Origin of the sequence: Streptomyces shenzhenensis, assembly GCF_003688995.1 — a bacterium.
GTDB lineage: Bacteria > Actinomycetota > Actinomycetes > Streptomycetales > Streptomycetaceae > Streptomyces > Streptomyces shenzhenensis_A.
In genome coordinates, this window is sequence record NZ_PENI01000002.1 from 429,663 (window position 1) to 456,208 (window position 26,546).

The 26,546-nt window shown below is 72.6% G+C and carries 28 protein-coding genes and 1 pseudogene; 23 read left to right on the forward strand and 6 right to left on the reverse strand.

Features of this window, described 5'->3' with window-relative positions; all coding sequences use genetic code 11:
• The first annotated feature begins 175 nt into the window (after positions 1-175).
• Positions 176-3,715 (forward strand): DNA polymerase III subunit alpha, encoded by a 3,540-nt coding sequence (gene dnaE / locus CTZ28_RS04830; RefSeq protein ID WP_121888106.1) that lies wholly within the window; start codon positions 176-178, stop codon positions 3,713-3,715.
• A 148-nt stretch (positions 3,716-3,863) separates the two neighbouring features.
• Here dnaE and CTZ28_RS46840 read toward each other — a convergent pair whose 3' ends face one another.
• Positions 3,864-4,040, reverse strand: a complete 177-nt coding sequence (locus CTZ28_RS46840) for a hypothetical protein (protein ID WP_183154268.1) — start codon at positions 4,038-4,040, stop codon at positions 3,864-3,866.
• A gap of 223 nt (positions 4,041-4,263) precedes the next feature.
• On the opposite strand from CTZ28_RS46840, the gene CTZ28_RS04835 reads away from it, so the two are divergent.
• From CTZ28_RS04835 to CTZ28_RS04850, 5 genes are read left to right on the forward strand one after another with little or no spacing between them, the layout of a single operon-like run.
• Complete coding sequence (locus CTZ28_RS04835) at positions 4,264-5,532, forward strand: NYN domain-containing protein (protein ID WP_121887955.1); 1,269 nt, start codon at positions 4,264-4,266, stop codon at positions 5,530-5,532.
• A 56-nt stretch (positions 5,533-5,588) separates the two neighbouring features.
• Positions 5,589-6,563, forward strand: coding sequence for an ABC transporter ATP-binding protein (locus CTZ28_RS04840; RefSeq protein ID WP_121888107.1), 975 nt, complete (start codon positions 5,589-5,591; stop codon positions 6,561-6,563).
• Entirely contained in the window at positions 6,560-6,691 is a 132-nt protein-coding gene (locus CTZ28_RS48020) for a hypothetical protein (RefSeq protein ID WP_259471474.1), read from the forward strand. The genes CTZ28_RS04840 and CTZ28_RS48020 overlap by 4 nt, the downstream gene beginning before the upstream one ends.
• Complete coding sequence (locus tag CTZ28_RS04845) at positions 6,688-7,509, forward strand: ABC transporter permease (protein WP_121887956.1); 822 nt, start codon at positions 6,688-6,690, stop codon at positions 7,507-7,509. The genes CTZ28_RS48020 and CTZ28_RS04845 overlap by 4 nt, the downstream gene beginning before the upstream one ends.
• Positions 7,510-7,543: 34 nt before the next feature.
• On the forward strand, positions 7,544-8,206 hold the full coding sequence (locus tag CTZ28_RS04850; RefSeq protein WP_121887957.1) for a DUF2567 domain-containing protein: 663 nt from the start codon (positions 7,544-7,546) through the stop codon (positions 8,204-8,206).
• Positions 8,207-8,513: 307 nt separating this feature from the next.
• Here CTZ28_RS04850 and ybaK read toward each other — a convergent pair whose 3' ends face one another.
• From ybaK to CTZ28_RS04870, 4 genes are all read right to left on the reverse strand, one after another.
• On the reverse strand, positions 8,514-9,011 hold the full coding sequence (gene ybaK, locus CTZ28_RS04855) for a Cys-tRNA(Pro) deacylase (protein WP_121887958.1): 498 nt from the start codon (positions 9,009-9,011) through the stop codon (positions 8,514-8,516).
• Between the two features lie 13 nt (positions 9,012-9,024).
• Entirely contained in the window at positions 9,025-9,765 is a 741-nt protein-coding gene (locus CTZ28_RS04860; RefSeq protein WP_121887959.1) for an LON peptidase substrate-binding domain-containing protein, read from the reverse strand.
• A 45-nt stretch (positions 9,766-9,810) separates the two neighbouring features.
• Positions 9,811-10,833, reverse strand: coding sequence for a hypothetical protein (locus CTZ28_RS04865; RefSeq protein ID WP_398655288.1), 1,023 nt, complete (start codon positions 10,831-10,833; stop codon positions 9,811-9,813).
• A gap of 226 nt (positions 10,834-11,059) precedes the next feature.
• Positions 11,060-12,637 carry an oxidoreductase gene (locus CTZ28_RS04870; protein WP_121887960.1) on the reverse strand — a complete coding sequence of 526 codons (1,578 nt, stop codon included), beginning with the start codon at positions 12,635-12,637 and terminating at the stop codon, positions 11,060-11,062.
• Between the two features lie 183 nt (positions 12,638-12,820).
• On the opposite strand from CTZ28_RS04870, the gene hisD reads away from it, so the two are divergent.
• The 10 genes and pseudogenes from hisD (at position 12,821) to CTZ28_RS04915 (ending at position 20,247) form a co-directional block, all read left to right on the forward strand.
• Entirely contained in the window at positions 12,821-14,146 is a 1,326-nt protein-coding gene (hisD, locus tag CTZ28_RS04875; protein WP_121887961.1) for a histidinol dehydrogenase, read from the forward strand.
• Positions 14,143-15,258 (forward strand): histidinol-phosphate transaminase, encoded by a 1,116-nt coding sequence (locus CTZ28_RS04880; protein ID WP_121887962.1) that lies wholly within the window; start codon positions 14,143-14,145, stop codon positions 15,256-15,258. Before hisD ends, CTZ28_RS04880 begins: the two co-directional genes overlap by 4 nt.
• Positions 15,255-15,857 carry an imidazoleglycerol-phosphate dehydratase HisB gene (gene hisB, locus CTZ28_RS04885; protein WP_121887963.1) on the forward strand — a complete coding sequence of 201 codons (603 nt, stop codon included), beginning with the start codon at positions 15,255-15,257 and terminating at the stop codon, positions 15,855-15,857. Before CTZ28_RS04880 ends, hisB begins: the two co-directional genes overlap by 4 nt.
• 3 nt (positions 15,858-15,860) lie before the next feature.
• The gene (locus CTZ28_RS46845; RefSeq protein WP_183154269.1) at positions 15,861-16,025 is read left to right on the forward strand and encodes a hypothetical protein; all 165 of its coding nucleotides are present in this window, start codon (positions 15,861-15,863) and stop codon (positions 16,023-16,025) included.
• A complete protein-coding gene (hisH, locus tag CTZ28_RS04890) occupies positions 16,022-16,663 on the forward strand; it encodes an imidazole glycerol phosphate synthase subunit HisH (RefSeq protein ID WP_121887964.1) in 642 nt (213 codons plus the stop codon). Before CTZ28_RS46845 ends, hisH begins: the two co-directional genes overlap by 4 nt.
• Positions 16,660-17,385 carry a bifunctional 1-(5-phosphoribosyl)-5-((5-phosphoribosylamino)methylideneamino)imidazole-4-carboxamide isomerase/phosphoribosylanthranilate isomerase PriA gene (priA, locus tag CTZ28_RS04895; RefSeq protein WP_121887965.1) on the forward strand — a complete coding sequence of 242 codons (726 nt, stop codon included), beginning with the start codon at positions 16,660-16,662 and terminating at the stop codon, positions 17,383-17,385. Before hisH ends, priA begins: the two co-directional genes overlap by 4 nt.
• The gene (locus CTZ28_RS04900) at positions 17,382-17,813 is read left to right on the forward strand and encodes a RidA family protein (RefSeq protein WP_121887966.1); all 432 of its coding nucleotides are present in this window, start codon (positions 17,382-17,384) and stop codon (positions 17,811-17,813) included. The genes priA and CTZ28_RS04900 overlap by 4 nt, the downstream gene beginning before the upstream one ends.
• Positions 17,810-18,565, forward strand: a complete 756-nt coding sequence (hisF, locus tag CTZ28_RS04905) for an imidazole glycerol phosphate synthase subunit HisF (RefSeq protein ID WP_121887967.1) — start codon at positions 17,810-17,812, stop codon at positions 18,563-18,565. Before CTZ28_RS04900 ends, hisF begins: the two co-directional genes overlap by 4 nt.
• A 9-nt stretch (positions 18,566-18,574) precedes the next feature.
• Positions 18,575-18,823, forward strand: a pseudogene (locus tag CTZ28_RS04910) (transcriptional regulator); the annotation flags it as partial.
• A 14-nt stretch (positions 18,824-18,837) separates the two neighbouring features.
• Positions 18,838-20,247 (forward strand): MFS transporter, encoded by a 1,410-nt coding sequence (locus CTZ28_RS04915; RefSeq protein WP_310887590.1) that lies wholly within the window; start codon positions 18,838-18,840, stop codon positions 20,245-20,247.
• A 417-nt stretch (positions 20,248-20,664) separates the two neighbouring features.
• On the opposite strand, the gene CTZ28_RS04920 is transcribed toward CTZ28_RS04915, so the two are convergent.
• On the reverse strand, positions 20,665-21,300 hold the full coding sequence (locus CTZ28_RS04920) for a TIGR03085 family metal-binding protein (RefSeq protein WP_121887968.1): 636 nt from the start codon (positions 21,298-21,300) through the stop codon (positions 20,665-20,667).
• A 121-nt stretch (positions 21,301-21,421) separates the two neighbouring features.
• Between CTZ28_RS04920 and hisI the strand changes: the two genes are divergently transcribed.
• The 7 genes from hisI to trpM all read left to right on the forward strand — a co-directional run bounded on the left by hisI (position 21,422) and on the right by trpM (position 26,514).
• Positions 21,422-21,859 carry a phosphoribosyl-AMP cyclohydrolase gene (gene hisI / locus CTZ28_RS04925; RefSeq protein ID WP_121888109.1) on the forward strand — a complete coding sequence of 146 codons (438 nt, stop codon included), beginning with the start codon at positions 21,422-21,424 and terminating at the stop codon, positions 21,857-21,859.
• 11 nt (positions 21,860-21,870) lie between these two features.
• A complete protein-coding gene (locus tag CTZ28_RS04930) occupies positions 21,871-23,403 on the forward strand; it encodes an anthranilate synthase component I (protein WP_121887969.1) in 1,533 nt (510 codons plus the stop codon).
• Between the two features lie 25 nt (positions 23,404-23,428).
• On the forward strand, positions 23,429-24,061 hold the full coding sequence (locus tag CTZ28_RS04935; RefSeq protein WP_121887970.1) for a TIGR02234 family membrane protein: 633 nt from the start codon (positions 23,429-23,431) through the stop codon (positions 24,059-24,061).
• 427 nt (positions 24,062-24,488) lie between these two features.
• Positions 24,489-24,746, forward strand: a complete 258-nt coding sequence (locus tag CTZ28_RS04940; RefSeq protein WP_121887971.1) for an HGxxPAAW family protein — start codon at positions 24,489-24,491, stop codon at positions 24,744-24,746.
• Between the two features lie 132 nt (positions 24,747-24,878).
• Positions 24,879-25,328 (forward strand): DUF2752 domain-containing protein, encoded by a 450-nt coding sequence (locus tag CTZ28_RS04945; RefSeq protein ID WP_121887972.1) that lies wholly within the window; start codon positions 24,879-24,881, stop codon positions 25,326-25,328.
• A 132-nt stretch (positions 25,329-25,460) separates the two neighbouring features.
• Positions 25,461-26,270, forward strand: a complete 810-nt coding sequence (trpC, locus tag CTZ28_RS04950) for an indole-3-glycerol phosphate synthase TrpC (RefSeq protein WP_121887973.1) — start codon at positions 25,461-25,463, stop codon at positions 26,268-26,270.
• A gap of 22 nt (positions 26,271-26,292) precedes the next feature.
• Positions 26,293-26,514 carry a tryptophan biosynthesis modulator TrpM gene (gene trpM, locus CTZ28_RS49460; RefSeq protein WP_121887974.1) on the forward strand — a complete coding sequence of 74 codons (222 nt, stop codon included), beginning with the start codon at positions 26,293-26,295 and terminating at the stop codon, positions 26,512-26,514.
• Positions 26,515-26,546: the final 32 nt, after the last annotated feature.

Genomic DNA, 26,546 nt, shown 5'->3' on the forward strand with positions numbered 1-26,546 from the left:
CCCCCTCCCGGCAACGTGCGACGGGCCGGGGGAGTGCCCGTGCTCTCCGGATGAAGGTACGCGGGGGACCCCGCCGCGTGTCAGTGCCGAGGCATAGACTTCGACGCTGTCCCCCCGGACCGTCCGCAGCCGATCGGAAGATCGTCGACGATTGTTTTCTTTGGAGGCCGAAACCGTGTCGAAGCCGCCCTTCACGCACCTGCACGTCCACACCCAGTACTCGCTGCTGGACGGTGCCGCGCGGCTCAAGGACATGTTCAACGCCTGCAACGAGATGGGCATGACCCATATCGCCATGTCCGACCACGGCAACCTCCACGGGGCGTACGACTTCTTCCATACGGCGAAGAAGGCCGGGGTCACCCCGATCATCGGCATCGAGGCGTACGTCGCCCCGGAGTCCCGGCGCAACAAGCGCAAGATCCAGTGGGGCCAGCCGCACCAGAAGCGGGACGACGTCTCCGGCTCCGGTGGTTACACCCACAAGACGATCTGGGCGGCGAACAGGACGGGCCTGCACAACCTCTTCCGGCTCTCCTCGGACGCGTACGCCGAGGGCTGGCTGCAGAAGTGGCCCCGCATGGACAAGGAGACCATCGCCCAGTGGTCGGAGGGCCTGATCGCCTCCACCGGCTGCCCGTCCGGCGAGCTCCAGACCCGGCTGCGCCTCGGCCAGTACGACGAGGCGCTGAAGGCGGCCGCCGAGTACCAGGACATCTTCGGCAAGGACCGCTACTTCCTGGAGCTGATGGACCACGGCATCGACATCGAGCACCGGGTCCGCGACGGCCTCCTGGAGATCGGCAAGAAGCTCGGCATCCCCCCGCTGGTCACCAACGACTCGCACTACACGTACGCGCACGAGGCGACCGCCCACGACGCCCTGCTGTGCATCCAGACCGGCAAGAACCTCTCCGACCCCGACCGCTTCAAGTTCGACGGCACCGGCTACTACCTGAAGTCCACGGACGAGATGTACGCCGTCGACTCCTCGGACGCCTGGCAGGAGGGCTGCCGCAACACGCTCCTGGTGGCCGAGCAGATCGACACCACGGGCATGTTCGAGAAGCGCGACCTCATGCCCAAGTTCGACATCCCCGAGGGCTACACCGAGGTCACCTGGTTCCAGGAGGAGGTCCGCCGCGGCATGGAGCGCCGCTTCCCGGGCGGCGTCCCCGACGACCGCCAGAAGCAGGCCGAGTACGAGATGGACGTCATCATCCAGATGGGGTTCCCGGGCTACTTCCTCGTGGTCGCCGACTTCATCATGTGGGCCAAGAACAACGGCATCGCGGTCGGCCCCGGCCGTGGCTCGGCCGCCGGCTCCATCGTCGCGTACGCCCTCGGCATCACCGACCTCGACCCGATCCCGCACGGCCTGATCTTCGAGCGGTTCCTCAACCCCGAGCGCATCTCGATGCCCGACGTCGACATCGACTTCGACGAGCGTAGGCGCGTCGAGGTGATCAGGTATGTGACGGAGAAATACGGCGCCGACAAGGTCGCCATGATCGGCACCTACGGCACCATCAAGGCCAAGAACGCGATCAAGGACTCCGCGCGCGTGCTCGGCTACCCGTACGCGATGGGCGACCGGATCACCAAGGCCATGCCCGCCGACGTCCTCGGCAAGGGCATCCCGCTGTCCGGCATCACCGACTCCGCCCACCCCCGTTACTCGGAGGCGGGCGAGGTCCGCGGGATGTACGAGAACGAGCCGGACGTGAAGAAGGTCATCGACACCGCCCGCGGTGTGGAGGGCCTGGTGCGGCAGATGGGCGTGCACGCCGCCGGCGTCATCATGTCCAGCGAGACCATCACCGAGCACGTCCCGGTGTGGGTGCGGCACACGGACGGCGTGACCATCACCCAGTGGGACTACCCGAGCTGTGAGTCGCTCGGCCTGCTGAAGATGGACTTCCTGGGCCTGCGCAACCTGACGATCATGGACGACGCCGTCAAGATGGTGAAGGCCAACAAGGGCGTCGACATCGACCTCCTCGGTCTCCCGCTCGACGACCCGACGACCTTCGACCTGCTCCAGCGCGGCGACACCCTCGGCGTCTTCCAGTTCGACGGCGGTCCGATGCGCTCGCTGCTGCGCCTGATGAAGCCGGACAACTTCGAAGACATCTCCGCCGTGTCCGCCCTGTACCGGCCGGGCCCGATGGGCATGAACTCGCACACCAACTACGCGCTGCGCAAGAACGGCCAGCAGGAGATCACGCCGATCCACCCGGAGCTGGAGGAGCCGCTCAAGGAGGTCCTGGACGTCACCTACGGCCTGATCGTCTACCAGGAGCAGGTGCAGAAGGCCGCCCAGATCATCGCGGGTTACTCGCTCGGCGAGGCCGACATCCTCCGCCGCGTCATGGGCAAGAAGAAGCCCGAGGAGCTGGCGAAGAACTTCACCATCTTCCAGACCGGCGCCCGCAAGAACGACTACAGCGACGAGGCCATCCAGGCCCTGTGGGACGTGCTGGTCCCGTTCGCCGGCTACGCGTTCAACAAGGCGCACTCGGCCGCGTACGGACTGGTGTCGTACTGGACCGCGTACCTCAAGGCGAACTACCCGGCCGAGTACATGGCCGCGCTCCTGACCTCCGTCAAGGACGACAAGGACAAGTCGGCGATCTACCTCAACGAGTGCCGCCGCATGGGCATCAAGGTGCTCCCGCCGAACGTCAACGAGTCGGTGCACAACTTCGCCGCGCAGGGCGACGACGTGATCCTCTTCGGCCTGGAGGCGGTGCGCAACGTCGGCACGAACGTGGTCGAGTCGATCATCAAGTGCCGCAAGGCCAAGGGGAAGTACGCGTCCTTCCCCGACTACCTCGACAAGGTCGACGCGGTCGTGTGCAACAAGCGCACCACGGAATCGCTCATCAAGGCGGGCGCCTTCGACACCATGGGCCACACCCGCAAGGGCCTCACCGCGCAGTACGAGCCGATGATCGACAACGTGGTCGCGGTCAAGCGCAAGGAGGCCGAGGGCCAGTTCGACCTCTTCGGCGGGATGGGCGAGGACACCGGCAGCGAGCCCGGCTTCGGACTCGACGTGGAATTCACCACCGACGAGTGGGAGAAGACCTATCTGCTCGCCCAGGAGCGGGAGATGCTCGGTCTGTACGTCTCCGACCACCCGCTCTTCGGCCTGGAGCACGTGCTGTCCGACAAGGCCGACGCGGGCATCGCCCAGCTCACCGGAGGCGAGCACGCGGACGGCGCCGTCGTCACCATCGGCGGCATCATCTCGGGTCTGCAGCGCAAGATGACCAAGCAGGGCAACGCCTGGGCGATCGCCACCGTGGAGGACCTCGCCGGCTCCATCGAGTGCATGTTCTTCCCGGCCACCTACCAGCTGGTGTCGACCCAACTCGTCGAGGACGCCGTGGTGTTCGTCAAGGGCCGGCTCGACAAGCGCGAGGACGTGCCGCGGCTCGTGGCGATGGAGCTGATGGTCCCGGACCTGTCCAACGCGGGCACCAACGCGCCCGTGGTGCTCACCATCCCGGCGGTCAAGGTGACCCCGCCGATGGTCAGCCGCCTCGGCGAGATCCTCAGCCATCACAGGGGCGACAGCGAGGTCCGGATCAAGCTCCAGGGCCCGCGCAAGACGACGGTGCTGCGCCTCGACCGGCACCGGGTGAAGCCGGATCCGGCGCTCTTCGGCGACTTGAAGGTGCTGCTCGGCCCGTCCTGCCTGGCCGGCTGACGCCCCGCCGCGCGGGCCGCTCCGGCGGCCCCGCACCGGGCTCCGCGGCCCCACCTGCCGACAAGGGGCGCACCCGCGCAGGGTGCGCCCCTCGGGTGTCCGGGCCTCAGCGGCCCCGTCGGACCGTGCGAGTCCGAGCCGGCGAGCCTCAGTTGTGGCCGAAGCTCTTCTTCTGCTTACGGGCGGCATCCGCCGGGTCGCCCTGGGCGTGCGTCATCGACTCACGGGACTCCGTCGCCGCCCGCTGCGAGGGCTGCGGAGCCTGCTCGGACTGCGCTGCGCGGTTCTGCGGGCCACCCTGCTTGCGGTTCTTGTTCTTGGCCATGGTGTCTGCCTCCTGAGGGGATCTAGGGGCCAGGGCCGCCATCAGATTCACATAGGCTGACAACAGGCGCATTTCGGATAATTACCCTGTGTAACAGGGCAGGTCGCGGCATGCGGCCTGGATGCGCCACGCCGAAGATCGAGTTCGAGCCGTTAACCTCCGCGTGGTCGGGCAGACTCGAAGCACAGCCTGAAGCAAACCTCCCGGGAAGAGGGTGAGTCGCGTGGACCGCTGCATCGTCCTGGTGGACGCCGGGTATCTGCTGGGGGCCGCCGCCAGTCTCCTCGCCGGTGAGCCCTCCCGCTCCCGCATCACCGTCGACCACGCCGCGCTGATCCAGGCGCTGCGTGAACGCGCCGAGGCCGACACGGAACGGCCGTTGCTGCGCATCTACTGGTTCGACGGCGCCCCCGACCGGGTCCCACAGCCGGAACACCGCCGGCTGCGTGTGATGCCCCGCGTCACCGTCCGGCTCGGCGCCCTGACCCGCAGTGACGGACGCTGGGCGCAGAAGGGCGTGGACGCGGCCATGCACGCCGAGCTCACCGAACTGGCCCGTAACCGCGCCTGTTCCGATGTGGTCCTGGTCACCGGCGACGGCGACCTGCTGCCGGGCATGATGGCCGCCAAGGAGCACGGCGTCGCCGTCCACCTGTGGGCCGTACAGGCCGCGGACGGCGACTACAACCAGTCCGAGGACCTGGTCGCGGAGGCCGACGAGCGGCGCGTTCTCGACCGCACATGGATCACCAAGGCCGTACGCGCCAAGGAACTCACCGGCATCTGCGCGCCGCCGCCCGTGCCCCGGCCCGAGATCGCCGCGATCCTCTCCGCGCCGCTGCCCGAGTCCGCGCTCACCGCCGCCGAACCGCCCGCCGCCGAGGCCCCCGAACACGCCCCGGCGGCCGGGACGGCGCAGGACGGCGCGCCGGAGCGGGGGCCCGCGCACAAGGGCGTACCCACCCCCAAGGACCTCGCCGGGCTGCGCGCCCCCGGCGCCCATGGCGTCCAGCACCCCACGACCGCGACCCTGCGCTGGTCCTCCGACAAGGGCTGGGTGGACCGGCCCGGCGTCCCGGCCGAGTCCTCCGACGCCGCCACCATGCCGACCCTGGCGCAGCTGACCACGGCCGAGCAGCGCTGGGCCGACCGGGAGGAGGACATCACGACGGTCGGCGGCGACCCCTACGAGGTCGGGCAGGTCTTCGCCCGGCGCTGGATGTCCCGCCTCGGTGACCCGGGCCAGCTGCACAAGCTGTCCGGCATGTATCCGCGGGTCCCGCACCGCATCGACGGCGAGCTGCTCAGATACGCGGCCCGCTTCGGGCTCCTCGCCCACAAGGACGACCAGATCGACGAGCACGACCGTTACGCCATCCGGGCGGGGTTCTGGCGGGAGATCGACGTCCGGACCGCCGCCGAGCACGCTCCCGGCGGGGATCGGGCCGAGCCGACGGCCCCCAACGGAGAGCGGGGGCCGCGCACCCCTTAGGCTCGTCCCTTGTGATGACGCGCGCGGCACAGGCACTCCGGCACCGGGATGACGTCGTGTGCGCGGTGCGCGGACTGACCAAGACCTATCCGGCGGTGCGCGGGCGGCGCGGCACGGCGGGGACGCCCGAGGTGCGGGCCACCGACGGGGTGGAGCTGGACGTCCGGCGCGGCGAGATCTTCGGGCTGCTCGGGCCGAACGGGGCCGGCAAGTCCACCCTGGTCCGGCAGGTGACCGGGCTGCTCAGGCCGGACTGCGGCAGCGTCGAGATCCTCGGCCACGACATCGTGCGCCACCCCGAGCGGGCCGCCCGCATCCTCGCCTACCTCGGCCAGGAGTCCACCGCCCTCGACGAGCTGACCGTGTCCCTCGCCGCCGAGACCACCGGGCGGCTGCGCGGCCTCGATGTGCGCCAGGCCCGCGCCGAGCGGGACGCCGTACTGGACGAGCTGGCGCTCGCGCCGATCGCCGGGCGGGCCCTGAAGAAGCTGTCCGGCGGGCAGCGGCGGCTCGCCTGCTTGGCCGCCGCGCTGGTCGGCGAGCGCCCGCTGCTCGTCCTCGACGAGCCGACCACCGGCATGGACCCGGTGGCCCGGCGCGCGGTGTGGGCGGCCGTCGACCGGCGGCGCGCCGAACACGGCACGACCGTGCTGCTGGTCACCCACAACGTCATCGAGGCCGAGACGGTCCTCGACCGGGTCGCGGTCCTCGACCGGGGCCGGGTCATCGCCTGCGACACGCCCGCCGGGCTCAAGGAGCGGGTGGCCGGCGAGGTCCGGGTCGAGCTGGTGTGGCGGGAGCGGGCGCCGCTGGACGTGCCCGAGGTCGCCGTGCTGCGGGAGCAGGCCGTGGAGTCCGGCCGCCGCTGGACGCTGCGGCTCGGGCCCGAGGAGGCCCGCGCGGTCGTCGCCACGGTGACCGGAGGGGCCGCGTTCGCCGCCCTGGACGACTTCACGCTCGCCACGCCCAGCCTGGAGGACGTGTACCTGGCGCTGGGCGGCGCCGCGCGACAGGGACTGGTGAAGGCATGACCGAGACCGCGAGAAGCGTGGTGCGCGCGGTGAGCGCCGGCGCCGTCGCGTCCGTACCGTCCCTGTGGGGCGGTACGGACGCCGCGGGGGACCCGGGCGCCGTAGGGGAGAGGAGCAGCACGACGTGAGCGTCGCACCCGTGAAGGTTCTGGCGGGCAGTGCCCCGACCGTGGAGAACACGGCCCAGGGCCCGGCCCGGCTCGGGCCGCGCGCGCGGCTGTGGCCGTCGCTGGTGGCCGTCTACCGGGCACAGCTGTCCCGGGCCCGGGTGGCGCGGATCCCGCTGCTGTTCGTCGCGACCTTCCAGTCGGTCGGCATCATGATCATGATGCGCGGTGTGGTGGACACCCGTGGCGAGGCCCAGTCCGTGGTGGCCGGGTCGTCGATCGTGGTCGTCGCCTATGTGGCGCTCAATCTGCTCTCCCAGTACTTCGGGCAGCTGCGGGCCAGCGGCGGGCTCGACCACTACGCCACGCTGCCGGTGCCGCCCGCGGCGGTGGTGCTGGGCGCGGCGGCCGCGTACGCGTCCTTCACCGTGCCGGGGACCCTGGTGACCGCCGTCTTCGGCTGCCTGCTGTTCGGGCTGCCGCTGACGAACCTGTGGATCCTGCTCGCGGTGATCCCGCTCGCCGGAGCCGCCCTCGCCGGGCTCGGGGCGGCCTGCGGACTGCTCGCGCCGCGTCCCGAACTGGCCACGCTGCTCGGGCAGTTGGGCATGTCGGCGGCGCTGCTGCTGGGCGTGCTGCCGCCGGACCGGATGCCGGAGATCGTCCGGCTGGCCCGCGATCTGCTGCCGTCCACCTATGGCGTCGAGGCCTATGCGCGGACCTTCGGGAACGGCCCCGACTGGGCCCGCGTCCTCGCTGACCTGGGGGTGTGCGCCGGAGTCGGGGTGATCTCGCTGGCCGTGGCCACCTGGGCGTACCGGCGGGCCGCCGTCCGATGACGCGCCGCACGGGCCGGCCTGGCACGATGTCAGGGTGACCGCACCGCTGACTCCGCCTCCGCCGCCGCACGACCAGCCTCCGCACCAGGTCTGGCAGGCGCCGCCTGACGCTGCGGTGGGGGGCGCGTACGAACAGGACGGTCCCGGGATGAAGTCCGAAGTGCGCGCGGCCGCCGTGGTCACCGTGGCGCTGGCGCTCTGCGGGGTGCTGCTCGGCCTGCTGTGGTGGTGGCTGGCGCCCCATGTGCCGCTCGTCGGCGATCAGATGGACAAGAGCTGGGTCGTCTATCTGAAGGACAGCGAGGGGGAGCAGGCGATCGGCGTGGACGGCACGTTCACGCTGCTGGCGCTGGCCTTCGGCGTGGTCAGCGCGGTCGTCGTGTTCCTGCTGCGGCGGCACGGCGGGGTGCCGCTGGTGGTGGGGCTTGCCGCGGGCGGGCTGCTCGGGTCGCTGCTGGCGTGGCGGCTCGGGGTGTGGCTCGGGCCCACCGAGGACGTGATCGCCCACGCGAAGGCCGTCGGCAAGGGCGTGACCTTCGCGGCCCCGCTGAAGCTGGGCGCGCAGGGAGCGCTGCTCGCATGGCCCTTGGCCGCGCTGGTGGTGCACCTCGGCCTGACGGCCCTGTTCGGCCCCCGCGACCCCGACCCGTACCAGCAGCCCCCTTACCAGGGACCGTACGCGACGCCTCCGGCCTAGGTCCGGTCGTCAAACTCCCTCCCGTTTCCGCTCGACCAGAGGGGACCCCCGACGCCGCAGGGCCCGCCCTCCGGGCGGACGACGAGAGTTCGACGAGGACCTACTAGGGCCGGTTCGACGAATTCCGCCGGCCCCGCCGCGGTCGGTGCCGCGCCTCGCTGCGCTGGCAAGCGCCTGTCCGGCGAGCCGTGCTACGCCGGGCGCCTTCCGTGGTTCGCGTGGCCTTTTCTGGTGCGCCACCTGCGTTTCCGGGTTTTCTTCGACATGCCTCCTCTGCTTAACCGAGGAGGCGGCGTCCGTCGAGGGGTTATGCGCGTCCGATGGGCGCGCGGACGGCGCCGGTGAGGGCGGCCAGGTCGCCGGGGGAGAGTTCGACCTCCAGGCCGCGGCGGCCCGCCGAGACGCAGACCGTGGCGTGCGCCGACGCCGACTCGTCCAGGACCGTGCGGAGCTTCTTGCGCTGGCCGAGGGGGGAGATGCCGCCGCGGACATAGCCCGTGGTGCGTTCGGCCAGGGCCGGGTCGGCCATCGTCGCGCGCTTGCCGCCCACCGCCGACGCCAGGGCCTTGAGGTCGAGGGAGCCCGCCACCGGGACCACCGCCACGGTCAGCGTGCCGTCCACGTCCGCCACCAGCGCCTTGAAGACGCGGTCGGCGGAGACGCCCAACGCCTCGGCCGCCTCCTCGCCGTAGGAGGGGTGGGCCGGGTCGTGCTCGTAGGCGTGGACCGTGTGGGCCACGCCCGCGGCGGCGAGCGCCACCGTGGCCGGAGTGCCGCCCTGCTGCTTCTTCGGCTTCTTCGCCATCGGGTCCCCGGTCTCAGTTCAGACTGGTCGGGCCGCGCGTCAGGTCCGACGCCGGCAAGGACGGCAGACTGCGGATGAAGGCCGTCTCCGAGCGAAGGAGTTTCAGCTCGTCCCGCAGCCGGGAGGCGGTGTCCGGGGCCTGGAGCAGGCGCTGCTTCGTCGGGGTGTCCAGCATCATCGCCGCCGCCACGAGGTAGGAGACCACCGACGGCTCGTCGGGGAGGTCGGAGCCCGTCGTCAGCGACCGCTCCCGGGCACCCGCCAGCCGCTTCTGGTACTGCCGGAACGCCCGCAGCACCCCCTCCGCGAGGGCGCCCGCGCCGTCGCCCGGCTCCTCCGTCAGCTCCTCCAGTTCGGCGGTCAGGAACGGGCCCGACGCGTCCACCGACAGCAGCCGCACCCGCCTGGTCCCGGTCGCCAGCACCTCGAAGGTGCCGCCCGAGCGCTCCCTGATCGTCGCGGCGTCCGCCACACAGCCCACGCCGTGGAAGGCCCGGACCGGGTCGGCGCCGAAGCCGGCGGCCGGGCCACGCTCGGGCACCGCCGTGGGGTCGGGCATGCCCGGTGCGCTCGGCGCCACCTCGTGGCCGTCGCGGATCGCCACGACGGCGAACCGGCGTGGCTCGTCCTCGGGTGCCTTCAGCAGCTCGCGCATCATGGCGCGATAGCGCTCCTCGAAGACGTTCAGAGGGAGCACAAGGCCCGGGAACAGCACCGAGTTCAGCGGGAAGAGCGGGAGACGGACGGTGGTCACGGCGTCACAGCCTAATGGTCACCGGCGGCGCCGTGTCCGCGGTGCTCACTCCGTGGTCGTCGGGGACCCGTTCCGGAACCGTCGGGGAGAGGGGATCAGCCCGTCCCGGGTGGGCCGGTCGACCGCCACCGGAAGCTCAGCGCGCAGCCGCAGGAAGAGTCCCAGCGGGTCGTCGGACACCCGGTCCCAGGGGAAGGACGTGGCGTACGGGCCGATCAGTCCGAACTGGTCCAGGGCGTCCGCCCTGCGGTCGAGGCACACCAGGACGTACGCCAGGAGGTTGCGCATCTCGGCCGGCCACGGGTCGGCCGCCGGGTACCGGGCGGAGAGCGCGATCGCGCGGTCGGCGGCGGCGTCCAGGCGCTCGCGGGGCGCCCCGGCGCCCGGGCCGAGGCAGGCGAGGGCCGCGTGGGCCGGGAGCGCCTGGACGAGCGCGCCGGGCGGCGCGTCCTGGGCGGCCGACTCGGCGAAGTCCAGGCACTCCGCGTGGGAGCCGTGCCAGGTGGCGGCGAGGTAGTGGAGTGCGGCCACATGACAGCCGTAGTGGTGCGGGGAGCGGCGCACCGCCTCCGTCCACAGGCGCTCGAAACCGAGGTGGCCGACGCGGGTGCCGCGCGCGTGGTCCAGCGCGATCCGCCAGGGCACCGGGTCGCGCGGGTCGGCCTCGGTGGCTGCGGTGACGAGCGGGCCCATGTCGGCCAGCAGTTCGGCCCGCGCGGGGGAGGCCCAGCACCGGTCCACCGCGAGCTGGGCGCGCAGCAGCAGGGCGTCCGGGTCGTCGGGGGCGCTCGCGTGCCACTCCTCGGCCCACTCGGGGCGGGAGCGGGCGAAGGCGGCCAGACACCGCGCGTACCGGTCGCGGTCCTCCCACTCGGCCGCCTCGCGGGTGGTGGCGAGCAGCTTCGCCGCGGGCTCGTACTCGCCCCGGCCCGCCGCGACCAGCGCGGGGGCGAGCCGCTCGTCGGGCGCGTCGAGCAGCACCTCGTCGTCGGCCGGCGGTGCGTCGCCGTGGCGCGAGGCGGATCGGGTCCTCCGTGCGGAACGGAGCAGCGCGCGCAGCAGAGCCATGGTGTCGACCATTGAAAGTCGCCGGTTCGCGGCGGCGCCAGTGGCTTCACGCAACCCACGGAAGGTTGTACGCACTCTGGTCAAGTGAGGGTAAAACGTGGCGGTTGCGCCCTTCTTGCGCACACCGCCCTGTCGTCAGCGTCCCCGAAGGGGCACGGGGAACTGCGCGACCAGCCACGACGCACCCGCAGCCGACCGACGGCCTGTCGCGGCCGAACCCGCGGAGCTACCCGCGTCTGAGCAGGCGGGTTGCTCCTGCCGCCACGGTGGTGGCCAGGATCCAGCCCAGCAGGACGATCGCCGCGGCCAGCCACTGCCAGCCGCCGCGCAGCTGCCACTCGCCCGCCTGACCCAGGTCGATGACCGGCAGCAGCAGGTCCAGGGCGAACAGGGCCGGGCTCCAGCCGGGATGCCCGTCGGAGTTCATCGGCTCCAGGGTGGTGTGCGCGAAGGCGAACGCGCTCGCCGCCCACAGCACCGCCATCCACACGGCGGCCCGGCCCGGCCGGTACCCGTAGGCGACCGTCACGTCCTGGGCGTACCCCCACAGCTTGCCGGCCAGTGGCAGTGTCTCGCGGCGCCTGCGCTGCTTGGCGAGCAGCACCTCGCGCGCGTCCTCGTCCTCGCCGGCGGCGCGCAGCACCGCGGCCAGCCGCTCGTACGGCTCCGGGTTGTACTCGGCGGTCGCCGCCGCGACCCACTCCAGCCGCCGGGTCAGCGGGAACGGGCCGCGCGGTACGAGGTTCTCGTACCCGAAGCCGCCCATGTGCAGATTGCCCGGGCCCGGCCAGCTGCCCGCCCGGTCCACCAGCGTCACCACCCGCGCCCCCGACAGCACCACCTTGCCGCGCTCCGGCTGCTCCCCGAGGAAGCGCAGCTCGGGCGTCTGCACCCGGCGCAGCGACAGCTCCTGGTCGTCGGTGAAGACGAACCGGGCCCGCTCCAGGTCGACCGCGTCCCCGAACCGCCCGTCGTCGAGGCGTACCCCGCCCTGGCACTCGAACCGCTGGATCCGGGTGCCGCGTGCGGGCGTGGTGCCGCTCAGCAGCGGGCTGCCCACGCCGGCCGGGCTCAGATACAGGGTGCGCTCCACGGTCAGCTGGGGCGCGTTCAGGGCGAGCCGGCCGGACGGGTTGGCCAGCCGCGCGCCGCGCAGGCTCAGCGACACGCCGACCTTGGCGCTGCGCAGGCTCAGCTCGCCGTGCGACTCCAGGAACTCCGCCTGGAGGTCCTGGCCGACGGTCAGGCCGTCCGCGGCGATCGAGCGGCCCGTCCGGTCCCGGTGGACGACGGCCTGGTTGAGCAGCAGGTCCGTGCCGATGTGCGCGTCGGTCAGCCGGACCCCGTTGCGGAACCGGCAGCGCGGCAGATGCAGATCGCCCTCGGTGTGCACACGGGCCGCCTCCAGGCGCGGCACCGAGCAGTTCACCAGCCGCACGGTGGTGAACCGGGCCTCCGGCAGCAGGACGTCCCGCTCGAACCGGCAGCCCTTCATCTCGACGTACGGCGTGACCGTGCCGCCCGCCAGGTCCAGGGCGCCGGTGATCCGCACCCCGGCCAGCTTCAGGGACGACACCCGGCCGGCCAGCGCGGGCGGCCCGTCGAGCAGCAGCCAGGCGATGATCCGGGCCCGCACGGCGCGCTCGGGCCCCCAGGGCTGTCCGCCGTGCGGATCGTCGACGATGGCGTCCCCGCTGTTCAGGTCGTAGCCGCTGCCGTTGCGGAACGCCTGCCACATCCCGGCCTCGGCGGCGGTCAGGTCGTCGGGCAGGTCCCCGGCGCGCAGGCCGGCCCCCTGGGTCACCGCTTTTCTCTCCTCCTCAGAGCCACGCGCGTGTCGCACTCCGTTTCGTACAACCGTTCATGCCCGCTGAGTGACGCGCCGAACGCCGGACGTGAAGAGGATCTTCCGCCGTCCGGCCGGGTTCTGTATCAGCCATTGATACGCGCGCACCGTCCGTCACCCCGGTCTGCGAGAATTGACCCTGTGATCTCCCGAATCGATCTGCGCGGCGATGCCCTCCCCGAGGGCCCCGCTCTGCGCGACCTGCTGCCCCGGGCCGACTTCGACGTTCAGGCCGCACTGGAGAAGGTGCGTCCGATCTGCGAAGCCGTGCATCATCGCGGCGACGCGGCGCTGATCGACTTCGCGGAGCGGTTCGACGGGGTGCGGCTGGAATCCGTCCGGGTGCCGGCCCAGGCACTCACGGACGCGCTCGCGGCCCTCGACCCGGCGGTCCGCGCGGCCCTGGAGGAGTCGATCCGCCGCGCCCGTCTCGTCCACCGCGAGCAGCGTCGTACGACGCACACGACCCAGGTCGTGCCCGGCGGGTCGGTGACCGAGAAGTGGGTGCCGGTCGAGCGGGTCGGGCTCTACGCGCCGGGCGGCCGCTCCGTCTACCCGTCCTCCGTGATCATGAACGTGGTGCCCGCGCAGGAGGCCGGCGTCCCCTCGATCGCCCTCGCCTCCCCGGCCCAGGCCGACTTCGGCGGCCTGCCGCACCCGACGATCCTGGCCGCGTGCGCGCTGCTCGGCGTCGACGAGGTGTACGCGGCGGGCGGTGCGACCGCGGTCGCGATGTTCGCGTACGGCACCGAGTCCTGCGCCCCCGCGAACATGGTCACCGGCCCCGGCAACATCTGGGTCGCCGCCGCCAAGCGCTTCTTCACCGGCCGGATCGGCATCGACGCCGAGGCCGGGCCCACCGAGATCGCGATCCTCGCGGACGACACCGCCGACCCGGTGCACGTGGCCGCCGACCTGATCAGCCAGGCCGAGCACGACCCGCTGGCCGCGGCCGTGCTGGTCACCGACTCGGTCGAGCTGGCCGACGCGGTGGAGAAGGAACTGGCGCCGCAGACCGCGGCCACCAAGCACGTCGACGACCGGATCGTCCCGGCCCTCGGCGGCAAGCAGTCCGCGATCGTGCTGATCGACGGCGTCGAGGAGGGCCTGCGGGTGGTCGACGCGTACGGCGCCGAGCACCTGGAGATCCAGACCGCCGACGCCGCCGCGGTCGCCGACCGCGTCAAGAACGCCGGCGCGATCTTCATCGGCCCCTGGGCGCCGGTGTCCCTGGGCGACTATGCGGCCGGGTCCAACCACGTGCTGCCGACCGGAGGCTGCGCCTGCCACTCCTCCGGCCTGTCCGTCCAGTCCTTCCTGCGCGGCATCCACATCGTCGACTACACCAGGGACGCACTGGCCGAGGTCGCCCACCACGTGGTCACGCTGGCGGAGGCGGAGGACCTGCCCGCGCACGGCGCGGCCGTCAAGGCGAGGTTCGGCTGGAAGGTACCGGCGAGCAAGTGAACCCGAACCCCGGAATCGACGACCTCCCCGTACGGGCCGAACTGCGCGGCAAGTCCCCCTACGGCGCGCCCCAGTTGGACGTCCCCGTCCGGCTGAACACGAACGAGAACCCGTACCCGCTGCCCGAGCCGCTGGTCGAGCGGATCGCCGAGCGGGTGCGCGCCGCCGCCCGCGACCTGAACCGCTACCCCGACCGGGACGCGGTCCAGCTGCGCACGGAGCTGGCCAAGTACCTGACGCGGACCGGCAAGTACCCGCTCGGCATCGAGAACGTCTGGGCCGCCAACGGCTCCAACGAGGTCATCCAGCAGCTGCTGCAGACCTTCGGCGGGCCGGGCCGCACGGCGATCGGCTTCGAGCCGTCGTACTCGATGCACTCGCTCATCGCGCGCGGCACCGGGACGGGCTGGATCTCCGGCCCCCGGAGCGAGGACTTCACGATCGACCTCGCCGGCGCCGAGCGGGCGATCGCGGAGCACCGCCCGGACGTCGTCTTCATCACCACCCCCAACAACCCCACGGGCAACGCGGTGCCGCCCGAAACGGTCCGCGCGCTGTACGACGCCGCGCAGGCGGCCAAGCCGTCCATGGTGATCGTGGACGAGGCGTACATCGAGTTCAGCCATGGCGACTCGCTGCTGCCGCTGCTCGCGGGCCGCCCGCACCTCGTCGTCTCGCGGACCATGTCCAAGGCGTTCGGCGCGGCGGGCCTGCGGCTGGGCTACCTGGCCGCGCACCCGGCGGTGGTGGACGCCGTCCAGCTCGTCCGGCTGCCGTACCACCTCTCGGCGATCACCCAGGCGACCGCACTGGCCGCCCTGGAGCACACCGACACACTGCTGAAGTACGTCGAGCAGCTGAAGACGGAGCGGGACCGGCTGGTGCGCGAACTGCGCGCGATCGGCTACGACGTCACGGCGTCCGACGCGAACTTCGTGCAGTTCGGGCAGTTCGCCGACGCGCACGAGGCCTGGCAGAAGATCCTCGACCGGGGCGTCCTGGTCCGGGACAACGGCGTACCGGGGTGGCTGCGGGTGTCCGCCGGAACCCCTCAGGAGAACGACGCGTTCCTCGACGCGGTACGTGAGTTGAAGAAGGAGCAGAGTTCATGAACCGCGAAGGACGCGTCGGACGCGTCGAGCGCACCACCAAGGAGACCTCGGTCCTGGTCGAGATCGACCTCGACGGCACCGGGCGGACCGACATCGCCACCGGCGTCGGCTTCTACGACCACATGCTCGACCAACTCGGCCGGCACGGTCTGTTCGACCTGACCGTGAAGACCGACGGCGACCTGCACATCGACTCGCACCACACCATCGAGGACACCGCCCTCGCGCTCGGCACCGCGTTCAAGCAGGCGCTCGGCGACAAGGTGGGCATCTACCGCTTCGGCAACTGCACGGTCCCGCTGGACGAGTCCCTCGCCCAGGTCACCGTCGACCTCTCCGGCCGCCCCTACCTGGTGCACACCGAGCCCGAGACCATGGCGCCGATGATCGGCGAGTACGACACCACCATGACCCGGCACATCCTGGAGTCCTTCGTCGCCCAGGCACAGATCGCGCTGCATGTGCACGTGCCCTATGGGCGCAACGCACACCACATCGTGGAGTGCCAGTTCAAGGCGCTGGCCCGGGCCCTGCGCTACGCGAGCGAGCGGGACCCCCGCGCGGTCGGCATCCTTCCGTCCACGAAGGGCGCGCTGTAGACCATGACCGGACTGTCCACCCTGCTGATCGTCGTCGGACTCTTCCTCGTCGGCGGCATCATCTCCTTCGTCAAGCAGAAGATGCCCACCAGCATGATCGTGCTGGTGTCCATCGGCGCGGCCATGTGCCTGGTCGCCGGAGTGCTGCGGCTGGAGGTGTGGAATTGAGCGCAGCCAGGAAGGTCGTCGTCTTCGACTACGGCTTCGGCAACGTCCGCTCCGCCGAGCGCGCCCTCGCCCGTACGGGAGCCGAGGTCGAGATCACCCGTGACTTCGACAAGGCGATGAACGCGGACGGCCTGCTGGTGCCCGGCGTCGGCGCCTTCGCCGCCTGCATGCGGGGCCTGCGCGCCGCCCGCGGCGACTGGGTGATCGACCGCCGGCTGTCCGGCGGGCGCCCGGTGCTGGGCATCTGCGTCGGCATGCAGATCCTGTTCGCGCGCGGCATCGAGCACGGCGTGGAGACCGCGGGCCTCGACGAGTGGCCCGGCTCGGTCGAGCCGCTCGAGGCCGAGATCGTGCCGCACATGGGCTGGAACACCGTGGCCGTGCCGCCCGGCTCCGAACTGTTCGCGGGCCTGGACGCGGACGCCCGCTTCTACTTCGTGCACTCCTACGCCGTCCGCGACTGGACCTTCGAGGCGCACCACACGCTGCTGCGCCCCCCCAAGGTGACCTGGTCGACGCACGGCACGCCGTTCGTGGCGGCCGTGGAGAACGGCGCCCTGTGGGCGACGCAGTTCCACCCCGAGAAGTCCGGCGACGCCGGAGCCCAGCTCCTCACCAACTGGATCGGAACACTGTGAGCAAGCTCGAACTCCTTCCCGCCGTCGACGTCCGGGACGGCCAGGCGGTCCGCCTCGTGCACGGCGAGTCCGGGACCGAGACCTCGTACGGCTCCCCGCTGGAGGCCGCCCTCGCCTGGCAGCGCTCGGGCGCCGAATGGCTGCACCTGGTCGATCTGGACGCCGCGTTCGGCACCGGCGACAACCGCGCGCTGATCGCCGAGGTCGCGGGCGCGATGGACATCAAGGTGGAGCTGTCCGGCGGCATCCGGGACGACGCCACCCTCGCCGCCGCGCTCGCCACCGGCTGCACCCGGGTGAACCTCGGCACCGCCGCCCTGGAGAGCCCCGAGTGGGTCGCCGGGGTGATCGCCGAGCACGGCGACCGGATCGCGGTGGGCCTTGACGTCCGCGGCACCACGCTGCGCGGGCGCGGCTGGACCCGGGACGGCGGCGACCTCTACGAGACGCTGGCGCGCCTCGACAAGGAGGGCTGCGCCCGCTACGTCGTCACCGACATCGCCAAGGACGGCACGCTGCAGGGCCCGAACCTGGAGCTGCTGAAGAACGTCTGCGGTGCCACCGACCGCCCGGTCGTGGCCTCGGGCGGCGTGTCCTCGCTGGACGATCTGCGGGCCATCGCCGAACTGGTGCCCCTCGGTGTCGAGGGCGCCATCGTCGGGAAGGCCCTGTACGCGAAGGCGTTCACCCTGGAAGAGGCCCTGGAGGCTGTGTCGTCATGACGTCCGAAGCCGTGCGGCGCGTGCAGAGCGGAAGTCCTTGGGAAGAGAGCTTCGGCTTCGCGCGTGCCGTCGCGGCGGGCGACCGGGTGCTGGTGGCGGGCACCACGGCCTTCAAGGGCCGGGTGCTGTACGGGGAGGGCGACCCGTACGAGCAGGCGAAGGTGGCGTTCACCGGCGCGCTGGAGGCGATCGCCGAGTTCGGGCTGGGGCCCGGGTCGGTGATCAGGACCCGGATGTATCTGACCCATCTGCGGGACGTCGACGAGGCGGGCCGGGCCCACAAGGAGCTGTTCGACTCCGTGCGTCCGGCCTCGACCATGCTGGTCGTGGCGGGCTTCGTCGACCCGCGCATCCTGGTCGAAGTGGAACTGGAGGCCTTCCGGGGCCGCACGCAGCAAGACACAGCAAGAGGAGCCGTGGATTCATGACCCTGGCGGTCCGAGTCATCCCCTGCCTGGACGTGGACAACGGCCGGGTCGTCAAGGGCGTCAACTTCCAGAACCTGCGGGACGCGGGCGACCCCGTCGAGATGGCCAAGGTGTACGACGCCGAGGGCGCCGACGAGCTGACCTTCCTGGACATCACGGCATCCTCGGGCAACCGCGAGACGACGTACGACGTGGTGCGCCGCACCGCCGAGCAGGTGTTCATCCCGCTGACGGTCGGCGGAGGTGTGCGCACCGCCGAGGACGTGGACAAGCTGCTGCGGGCGGGCGCCGACAAGGTGGGCGTGAACACCGCGGCGATCGCCCGCCCCGAGCTGATCCGCGAGATCGCCGAGCGGTTCGGGCGCCAGGTGCTGGTCCTCTCGGTCGACGCGCGGCGCAGCCGGCCGGGCGCCTTCGAGGTCACCACCCACGGCGGGCGCCGCGGCACCGGCATCGACGCCGTCGAGTGGGCGCACCGGGCCGCCGAACTGGGCGCGGGGGAGATCCTGCTCAACTCCATGGACGCGGACGGCACCAAGGACGGCTATGACCTGGAGATGATCGCGGCCGTGCGCAAGCACGTCACCGTCCCGGTCATCGCCTCCGGCGGCGCGGGCAAGCTGGCGGACTTCGCGCCGGCCATCGCCTCCGGCGCGGACGCGGTCCTTGCGGCCTCCGTCTTCCACTTCGGCGACCTACGGATCCCCCAGGTGAAACAGGCTCTGCGAGAGGCCGGCCACCCTGTGCGGTGACGCCCTGTTCAGCGCGCCGGCCTGTACCGGCGCTATCTCGATGAGCGGGTCACCTGGAGCGCCGAGTGGAACTCCGCCGCGCTGGACAGCGAGTCGCTGGTCAGGCTCACGACGGCCGAACTGGACGAGCTGCGTGAGGAGCTGATGGCGCTGCTGCGCAGGTACGAGGAGCAGAGCCGGGCCGCTGAAGCCGTCGGCGACACCGCCGGGCGCGAGAACGTCGCGCTGCACGTGTACGGATTCCCGTTCCGCGTCTGAGAGAGGCCGCCGCCTTGCCCACCGCCACCGCGCCGCCCACCGCGCCCGGCGCCGCCGTCGCGCGCCCCGCCCACCGCGACCCCAACGTGCTGCGCTGGCTGGGCGCCTACACCTGCTCCATGCTCGGCGACAACGTCTACTACATCGCGCTGTCCTGGGCCGCCGTCCAGGCCGGGACGCCGGCCCAGGCCGGTCTCGTCATGTCGGCCAGCGCCCTGCCGCGGGCCCTGCTGATGCTCGGGGGCGGCGTCGTCGCCGACCGGTTCGGGCCGCGCCGGGTCGTCATCGGCAGCGACGTGGTGCGCTGCGCGGCGGTCGTCGCGGTGGCCGCGCTGCTCCTCCTCGCCCGTCCCGGCCTGTGGTCGCTGGCCCTGCTCGCCCTGGTCTTCGGCGCCGTCGACGCCATGTTCATGCCCGCCGTGGGCGCCCTTCCGACCCGGATCACCGGCCAGGACCAGCTGGCCCGGGTGCAGGGCATGCGCGGGCTGTCCATCCGCTTCGCGAACGTCGTCGGCGCCCCGCTCGGCGGCCTGGGCGTGGCGCTCGGCGGCGCGGCGGCCGCGTTCGGGCTCGCGGGCCTGCTCATCGCCGCGTCGGTGCCGCTGCTGATCTCGGTACGGGTCCGAGCCCTGCCGGCCGACCCCACGGTCCCCGGCCGGGATGCCGCCGCAGGGATACCTGAGCCGCACACCGCGGAGCCGCGCTCGGCCGAGCCACATGGCGTCGAGGCACATGTGGCCGAGGCACATGGCGTCGAGGCACATGCTGCCGAGCCACGTGCCGTCGAGCCGTCCGCCGGTCCCGCGGTCCGGTCCCGGGCCTGGGGCGATCTGGTGGGCGGGCTGCGCTACATCCGGCGGCACCGGGTGCTGGCCCCGCTGATGGTGGCCATCGCGCTCGGCGACCTGGGGTTCGTCGGCCCGCTCAATGTCGGCCTGACCCTGCTGGCCGATCGGCGCGGCTGGGGCGCGTCCGGAATGGGCTGGGTGCTCGCCGGTTTCGGCGCCGGCGCGGGTGCCATGTCGCTGCTGCTGGCGGTCCGGGGCCGGCTGCCGCGGGCCGGCCTGGTCGCCGGGGCCGCGATCCTCGCGGGCTCCGTCGCGATCGGCGCCCTCGCGTTCGTCCCGTACCTCCTCGCCGCCGTCGGCGTGGCCCTGCTCGTCGGGCTGCTCGCCGGGCTCAGCGGTGCCCTGTGCGGCGCCCTGCTGCAGACCCAGGCCGACCCCGCCTACCTGGGCCGGGTCACCGCCGTCGCCGGCCTGGTCAGCCTCGGCCTCGCCCCGCTGAGCATGCCCGTCGCGGCGGCCGCGATCGGCGCCTGGGGCCTGGGCCCGGTGTTCGTCGTCAGCGCCGTGGTGTGCGGACTCGGCGGCGTCGTCGCCCTGTCCGTACCGAGCCTGCGCCAAGCCGAACTACCCCACTGACGCCCCGCCCCGGACCCCCGACCGGGCCAGCCCACCGAATCTCAGACGCGGGCGTTCGTGGTGCCTAGCTGGCGCGGGTCTGGCCGTGGGGCTGCCTATGTGGGCGATGGCCGGCGGGTGCCTTGGAGGCCCAGGGCCCCGCACGGCAGGTTTGGGGCGCCCATGATGCCCAGGCGACGCCTGTCCGGCCGCAGCGCGGCATGCCCCGCCGGATACCCCATGGGGGCGACGGCCGGGCGCGCCTCAGACACCGGGCGCCCATGATGCCCAGGTGGCGTGGGTCCGGTCGTGGGGCTGTCGGCCGCAGCGCGGCATGCCGGGGGCGGCGGGCAGCGCCGCTCGGATGCTCAGCGCCCCACGCGGCAGCCCCGGCGCGCCCGAGACTTCCGGTGTCGCGCCGGAGGCGTTCCGCGTGGGTCAGATGCCCAGTTGCTTGGATTCCCGCAGCTTGGCGATCGTGTTCTCGTCGCCCTCCAGATCCACCTTGGCCGCGCTCTGCCGGCCGAAAGCGAACAGCAGCAGCTCGGAGGGCTCGCCCGTCGCCGTCACCACGGGCGCACCCCGGTGGGCGACCGCCGTCTGGCCGTCGGGCCGGCGCAGCACCAGGCCCGTAGGCACGCCCCGGCCCAGCAGCCGGGCGGTGCGCTCCAGCCGGGACCACAGGGCCTCCTGGAAGACGGGGTCGAGCTCGCGCGGCGTCCAGTCCGGCTGGGCGCGCCGGACGTCCTCCGTGTGGACATAGAACTCGACGGTGTTGGCGGCCTCGTCGATCTGCTTGAGCTGGAAGGGTGAGAAACGCGGCGGGCCGGTACGGATCAGCTGGATCAGCTCCTCGTACGGCTTCTCGGTGTACTCGTCCATCACCTTCTGCAGGCGCGGCGCGAGCTGCTTGATCAGCGAACCCCCGGCGGCGTCCGGACGGCGCTCGCGCACCACCACGTGCGCGGCGAGGTCACGGGTCTGCCAGCCCTCGCAGAGGGTCGGCGCCTCGGGGCCGGTGGTTTCCAAGAGGTCGGCGAGCAGAAGCCGTTCACGCTTGGCGAAGGTCGACATACCGTCAGCCTACGACCAGGCTCCCGCTTCGCCCACCCGTCGCCCCGGGCCGCCACCCCCAGGGCGCCCACCCACTGGACAGGTCCCGGCACTGTCGGTGCCGCGCGGCACAATGGCACCCATGACCAGCACGCCGCAGCCCAGCAGCCTCGACCCGGAGATCGCCGCGCGCCTCAAGCACAGCGCCGACGGGCTCCTCCCGGCCATCGCCCAGCAGTACGACACCGGAGAGGTGCTGATGCTGGGCTGGATGGACGACGAGGCGCTGCATCGCACGCTGACCACCGGCCGCTGCACGTACTGGTCCCGCAGCCGCCGCGAGTACTGGGTCAAGGGCGACACCTCTGGCCACGTCCAGTGGGTGAAGTCGGTCTCCCTCGACTGCGACGCCGACACCGTGCTGGTCAAGGTCGACCAGGTGGGCGCCGCCTGCCACACCGGCGCCCGCACCTGCTTCGACGCCGATGTGCTCCTCAAGGACGCCGGCCCCGGCGCGCCGGCCGCCGCCGCCCAGGACTCCGGCTCCCCGCGGGCGCGCGCGAAGAGCGCGGGTCAGTAAGGTCTGCCGCCATGGATCTTGAGACGTTCCGCAAGCTGGCGGTCGACCGCCGGGTCATCCCGGTCACCCGCACGCTCCTCGCCGACGGCGACACCCCGGTCGCGCTGTACCGCAAGCTGGCCGCCGAGCGCCCCGGCACCTTCCTGCTGGAGTCCGCCGAGAACGGCCGCGCCGCGTTTCAGTGGTCCCGTTACTCCTTCGTGGGCGTACGGTCGTCCGCCACCCTGACCGAGCGGGACGGCCGGGCCCACTGGCTCGGCACCCCGCCCGTCGGCGTCCCGGTCGGCGGCGACCCGCTGGCCGCCCTGCGCGCCACCGTCGAGGCCCTGCACACCCCCCGCGACCTCGCCCACGACCTGGGCCTGCCGCCCTTCACCGGAGGCATGGTCGGCTACCTCGGCTACGACATCGTCCGCCGCCTGGAGCGGATCGGACCCGGCGAGCGGGACGATCTGCAGCTGCCCGAGCTGACCATGCTGCTCACCAGCGACCTGGCCGTGATGGACCACTGGGAGGGCACGGTCCTGCTGATCGCCAACGCGATCAACCACAACGACCTGGACACCGGCGTCGACGAGGCGTACGCGGACGCCGTGGCCCGGCTGGACGCCATGGAGGCCGACCTGTGCCGCCCGGTCGCCCAGCCCCCCGCGGTGCTGCCGCCCTCCGAACTGCCCCCGTACACCGCGCGCTGGGGCGGCCCCGACTTCCGGGAGGCCGTCGAGGACGTCAAGGAGCGCATCCGGGCCGGCGAGGCCTTCCAGGTCGTCCCCTCGCAGCGCTTCGAGACGCCGTGCACGGCGAGCGCACTGGACGTGTACCGGGTGCTGAGGGCCACCAACCCGTCCCCGTACATGTACCTGCTCCGGCTGCCCGACGGGGCCGGCGGCGCCTTCGACGTGGTCGGCTCGTCCCCCGAGGCGCTGGTCAAGGTCGAGGACGGGCGGGCCATGGTCCACCCCATCGCCGGCACCCGGCCGCGCGGCGCCACCCCGCAGGAGGACCAGGCGCTCGCCGACGAACTGCTCGCCGACCCCAAGGAGCGCGCCGAGCATCTGATGCTCGTCGACCTCGGGCGCAACGACCTCGGCCGGGTCTGCGAGCCCGGCTCGGTCGAGGTCGTCGACTTCATGTCCATCGAGCGGTACTCGCACGTCATGCACATCGTCTCCACGGTCACCGGCCGCGTCACCCCCGACCGCACCGCCTTCGACGTGCTGACGGCCTGCTTCCCCGCGGGCACCCTCTCGGGCGCGCCCAAGCCCCGCGCCATGCAGATCATCGACGAGCTCGAACCGTCCCGGCGCGGCTTGTACGGCGGCTGCGTCGGCTATCTGGACTTCGCCGGTGACTCCGACACGGCCATCGCCATCCGTACGGCGCTGCTGCGCGACGGCACCGCCTACGTCCAGGCGGGCGCGGGCATCGTCGCCGACTCCGACCCGGTCGCCGAGGACCAGGAGTGCCGCAACAAGGCGGCGGCGGTGCTCCGCGCGGTGCACACCGCGAACCGTCTCGGAAGGGACCGAGTGAACCCCGGGTGACGTAACGCCTGGGGTTCAGGCGATAGTGGAGTACGTGACAGCCGTACCTCACCCCCGTTCCGAAGCCCTAGGACCCGCGCGGGCCGGCCGGCGGAGCCTTGCCGTGGCGCTGCTGAGCGGCGCGCTCGGCGCCGCCGTGGCGCTGCTCGCCACGCGCCAGCGCTGGTCGGAGGGCACCGCCACGGTGGCCGGCGGGGCCTTCCCGCTCACCGCCAGGGGCAGCGACGTGACGGGCGTCCCCGCGGCCCTCGCCATAGTGGGCCTCGCCGCCCTCGTCGCCGTCTTCGCCGTCCGCAAGGGCGGCCGACTGCTCGTCGCCGCGCTGCTCGCGCTGTCCGGCGCCGGTACGGTCGCCGCGGCCCTGACCGGCGCCTCCGACGGCTCCGCGCTCGACGAGAAGGCCGCCGAGGCCTCCGGCGACACCTCCGCCACGGTCGCCGCGCTCAGCTATACGGCCTGGCCCTATGTGGCCGCCGTCGGCGGCGTGCTGCTCCTGCTCGCCGGGCTCCTCGCGCTGCGCTACGGCCGGCTGTGGCCCGCCATGTCCGGCCGCTACGAACGCGGCACGGCCCGCCCGCGCCGCACCGCCCCGGCCGCCGACCCCGACCGGCCCGAGGACCTGTGGAAGGCCCTGGACCGCGGCGAGGACCCCACGTAGGCGCTAGGCGCTCCGCTGGTTGGGCTGTGCCGGGTCGTCGGTGGGGTGCGGATTCGTCGTGGCCGATCGCGCAGTTCCCCGCGCCCCTTCGGGTGCGCCTTCGAAGCGGGGCGGGCTTCGGTCGTCCCGGTTGGGTCGTCGGTCGGGTGCGGCTGCGTCGTGGCTGGTCGCGCAGTTCCCCGCGCCCCTGACGGGGCACACGGACACGGCAGCCGGAAGAGCCGCCGTCAGCCGTCGCACGTCTGCGACGCCATCGCGGCCGAGCGCGCCGTTCCCCGCGCCCCCTTCGGGGCGCTGTGTGCCGGTGGTGTGGCGAAGTAGACGTTCGTCGGAACCTACCCCTGCTCACGTCGGGCGTAGCCGTACGGGACAATGGACGGTGATGAGCGTCCGGCTCACACACGCACACAGCAACGAGGAGCAAGAAATGGCGGGCAGCAGCCACGGTCACACCCCGGCCGCCTGGACCGGTGTCATGATCGCCTTCATCGGGTTCTGCGTCGCGGGCGCCTTCATGGTGATGGCGCAGCCGATCGGCTTCTGGGCCGGCATGGCGATCGTGGTGCTCGGCGGTGTCGTCGGCGCCGTCATGCGCTCCATGGGCCTCGGTCAGCCGAAGGACGCCCACCAGGTCCCCCAGACCCGGGCCGCGGTGACGCCCGAGCCCGCCGCCGCGGAGAGCTGACCCGGCGTAACCGGCCCGGCACCGGCTGACCCGCCGGACGACCGCCGCGTCACGACCTCGTGGAGGGGCGCCACGGCACCGCACCGGCGGCCGCTGCGCCCCTCACGTGCGTCCACGGCCACAGGGGGGACAATGCGAGACGTGAACGCCGACACTGAGCACCTGGTGCCGCGCCAGGACCGCGCGGCCGTCCTCGCCCGGCTCGCGGTCCCGGCGGGCCTCCTCGCGGCCGTCGCCGGAGCCTTCGCGTACGTCGCAACGGTCGACCCGAACGAGCCCGGCCACTACCCGGTGTGCCCCCTGTACGGCTACACCGGCCTGTACTGCCCCGGCTGCGGCGGACTGCGCAGCGCGCACGCCTTCATCCACGGGGACCTCACGGCCGCGCTCCAGGCCAACGCCCCGGCCGTGGCCGCCTACCTCGCCTTCGCCGTCCTGTGGACCGTCTGGGTGATCCGCGCGGTGCGCGGGCGGCCGATGCGGCTCCCTCTGGGGCCGGTACACCTGTGGAGCCTGGGGGCGGCGCTGCTGGTCTTCACCGTTGTCCGGAACCTGCCGTTCGGTGGCTGGTTGCATCCTTGATCGACAGGGTGGCGTCCAGGTAATAGGACCGGCGGCAACCGGATGCGGAGCCTTCGCCGTCCTGCGGATACCATCGCAGTGACCACGGGGTTCCGACCCCCAGGAACAACCGCCCGGAAGGGGGCCGCTCGCGTGAGTGTGCTCGACGAGATCATCGACGGAGTCCGTGCCGACCTGGCGGATCGGCAGGCGCGCGTCAGCCTCGACGAGCTCAAGGAGCGCGCGGCGAAGGCGCCGGTCGCCAAGGACGGCGTGGCCGCCCTGCGCGGCGACGGCGTCAAGGTCATCTGTGAGGTCAAGCGCTCCAGCCCGTCCAAGGGCGCGCTGGCCGCGATCGCCGACCCGGCCGGGCTTGCCGCCGACTACGAGGCGGGCGGCGCGGCCGTCATCTCGGTCCTGACCGAGCAGCGCCGCTTCGGGGGCTCGCTCGCCGACCTGGAGGCGGTCCGGGCCCGCGTGGACATCCCGGTGCTGCGCAAGGACTTCATCGTCACCTCGTACCAGTTGTGGGAGGCCCGGGCGTACGGCGCCGACCTCGCGCTGCTGATCGTCGCCGCCCTCGACCAGCCGGCCCTGGAGTCGCTGATCGAGCGGGCCGTCTCCATCGGCCTCACCCCGCTCGTCGAGGTGCACGACGAGGACGAGGTGGACCGCGCGGTGGACGCGGGCGCCAAGGTGATCGGTGTCAACGCGCGCAACCTGAAGACCCTGGAGGTCGACCGCGGCACGTTCGAGCGGGTCGCCCCGGAGATCCCGGACAGCGTGGTCAAGGTCGCCGAGTCCGGCGTCCGCGGCCCGCACGACCTGATCGCCTACGCCAACGCGGGCGCCGACGCGGTCCTGGTCGGTGAGTCCCTGGTGACCGGGCGCGACCCCAGGACGGCCGTCGCCGACCTGGTGGCGGCGGGCGAGCACCCCGCGCTGCGGCACGGCCGGAACTGATCTCCCGGTAGGCTGAGCACCGATGACTGCGACGACTCCCGTGCCGACCACGGACCGGTACGCCCGCCTTGCGCGCGGCTGCCGTCCCCGTGGCTGCCGCGCGCCCGCCCGCCGGGTGCACGGGCGCCGGGTGCGCTACGTCATCGGTGACGAGCCCGGGCAGGTGAACGGCCGTCGATGGCAGCGCCTCCGAAGGGGCGCGGGGAACTGCGCGACCGGCGACCACGGTCCCGCAGCCGACTGACGGAGCCCGCTCCCCACGGCGCTGAGTGTCTT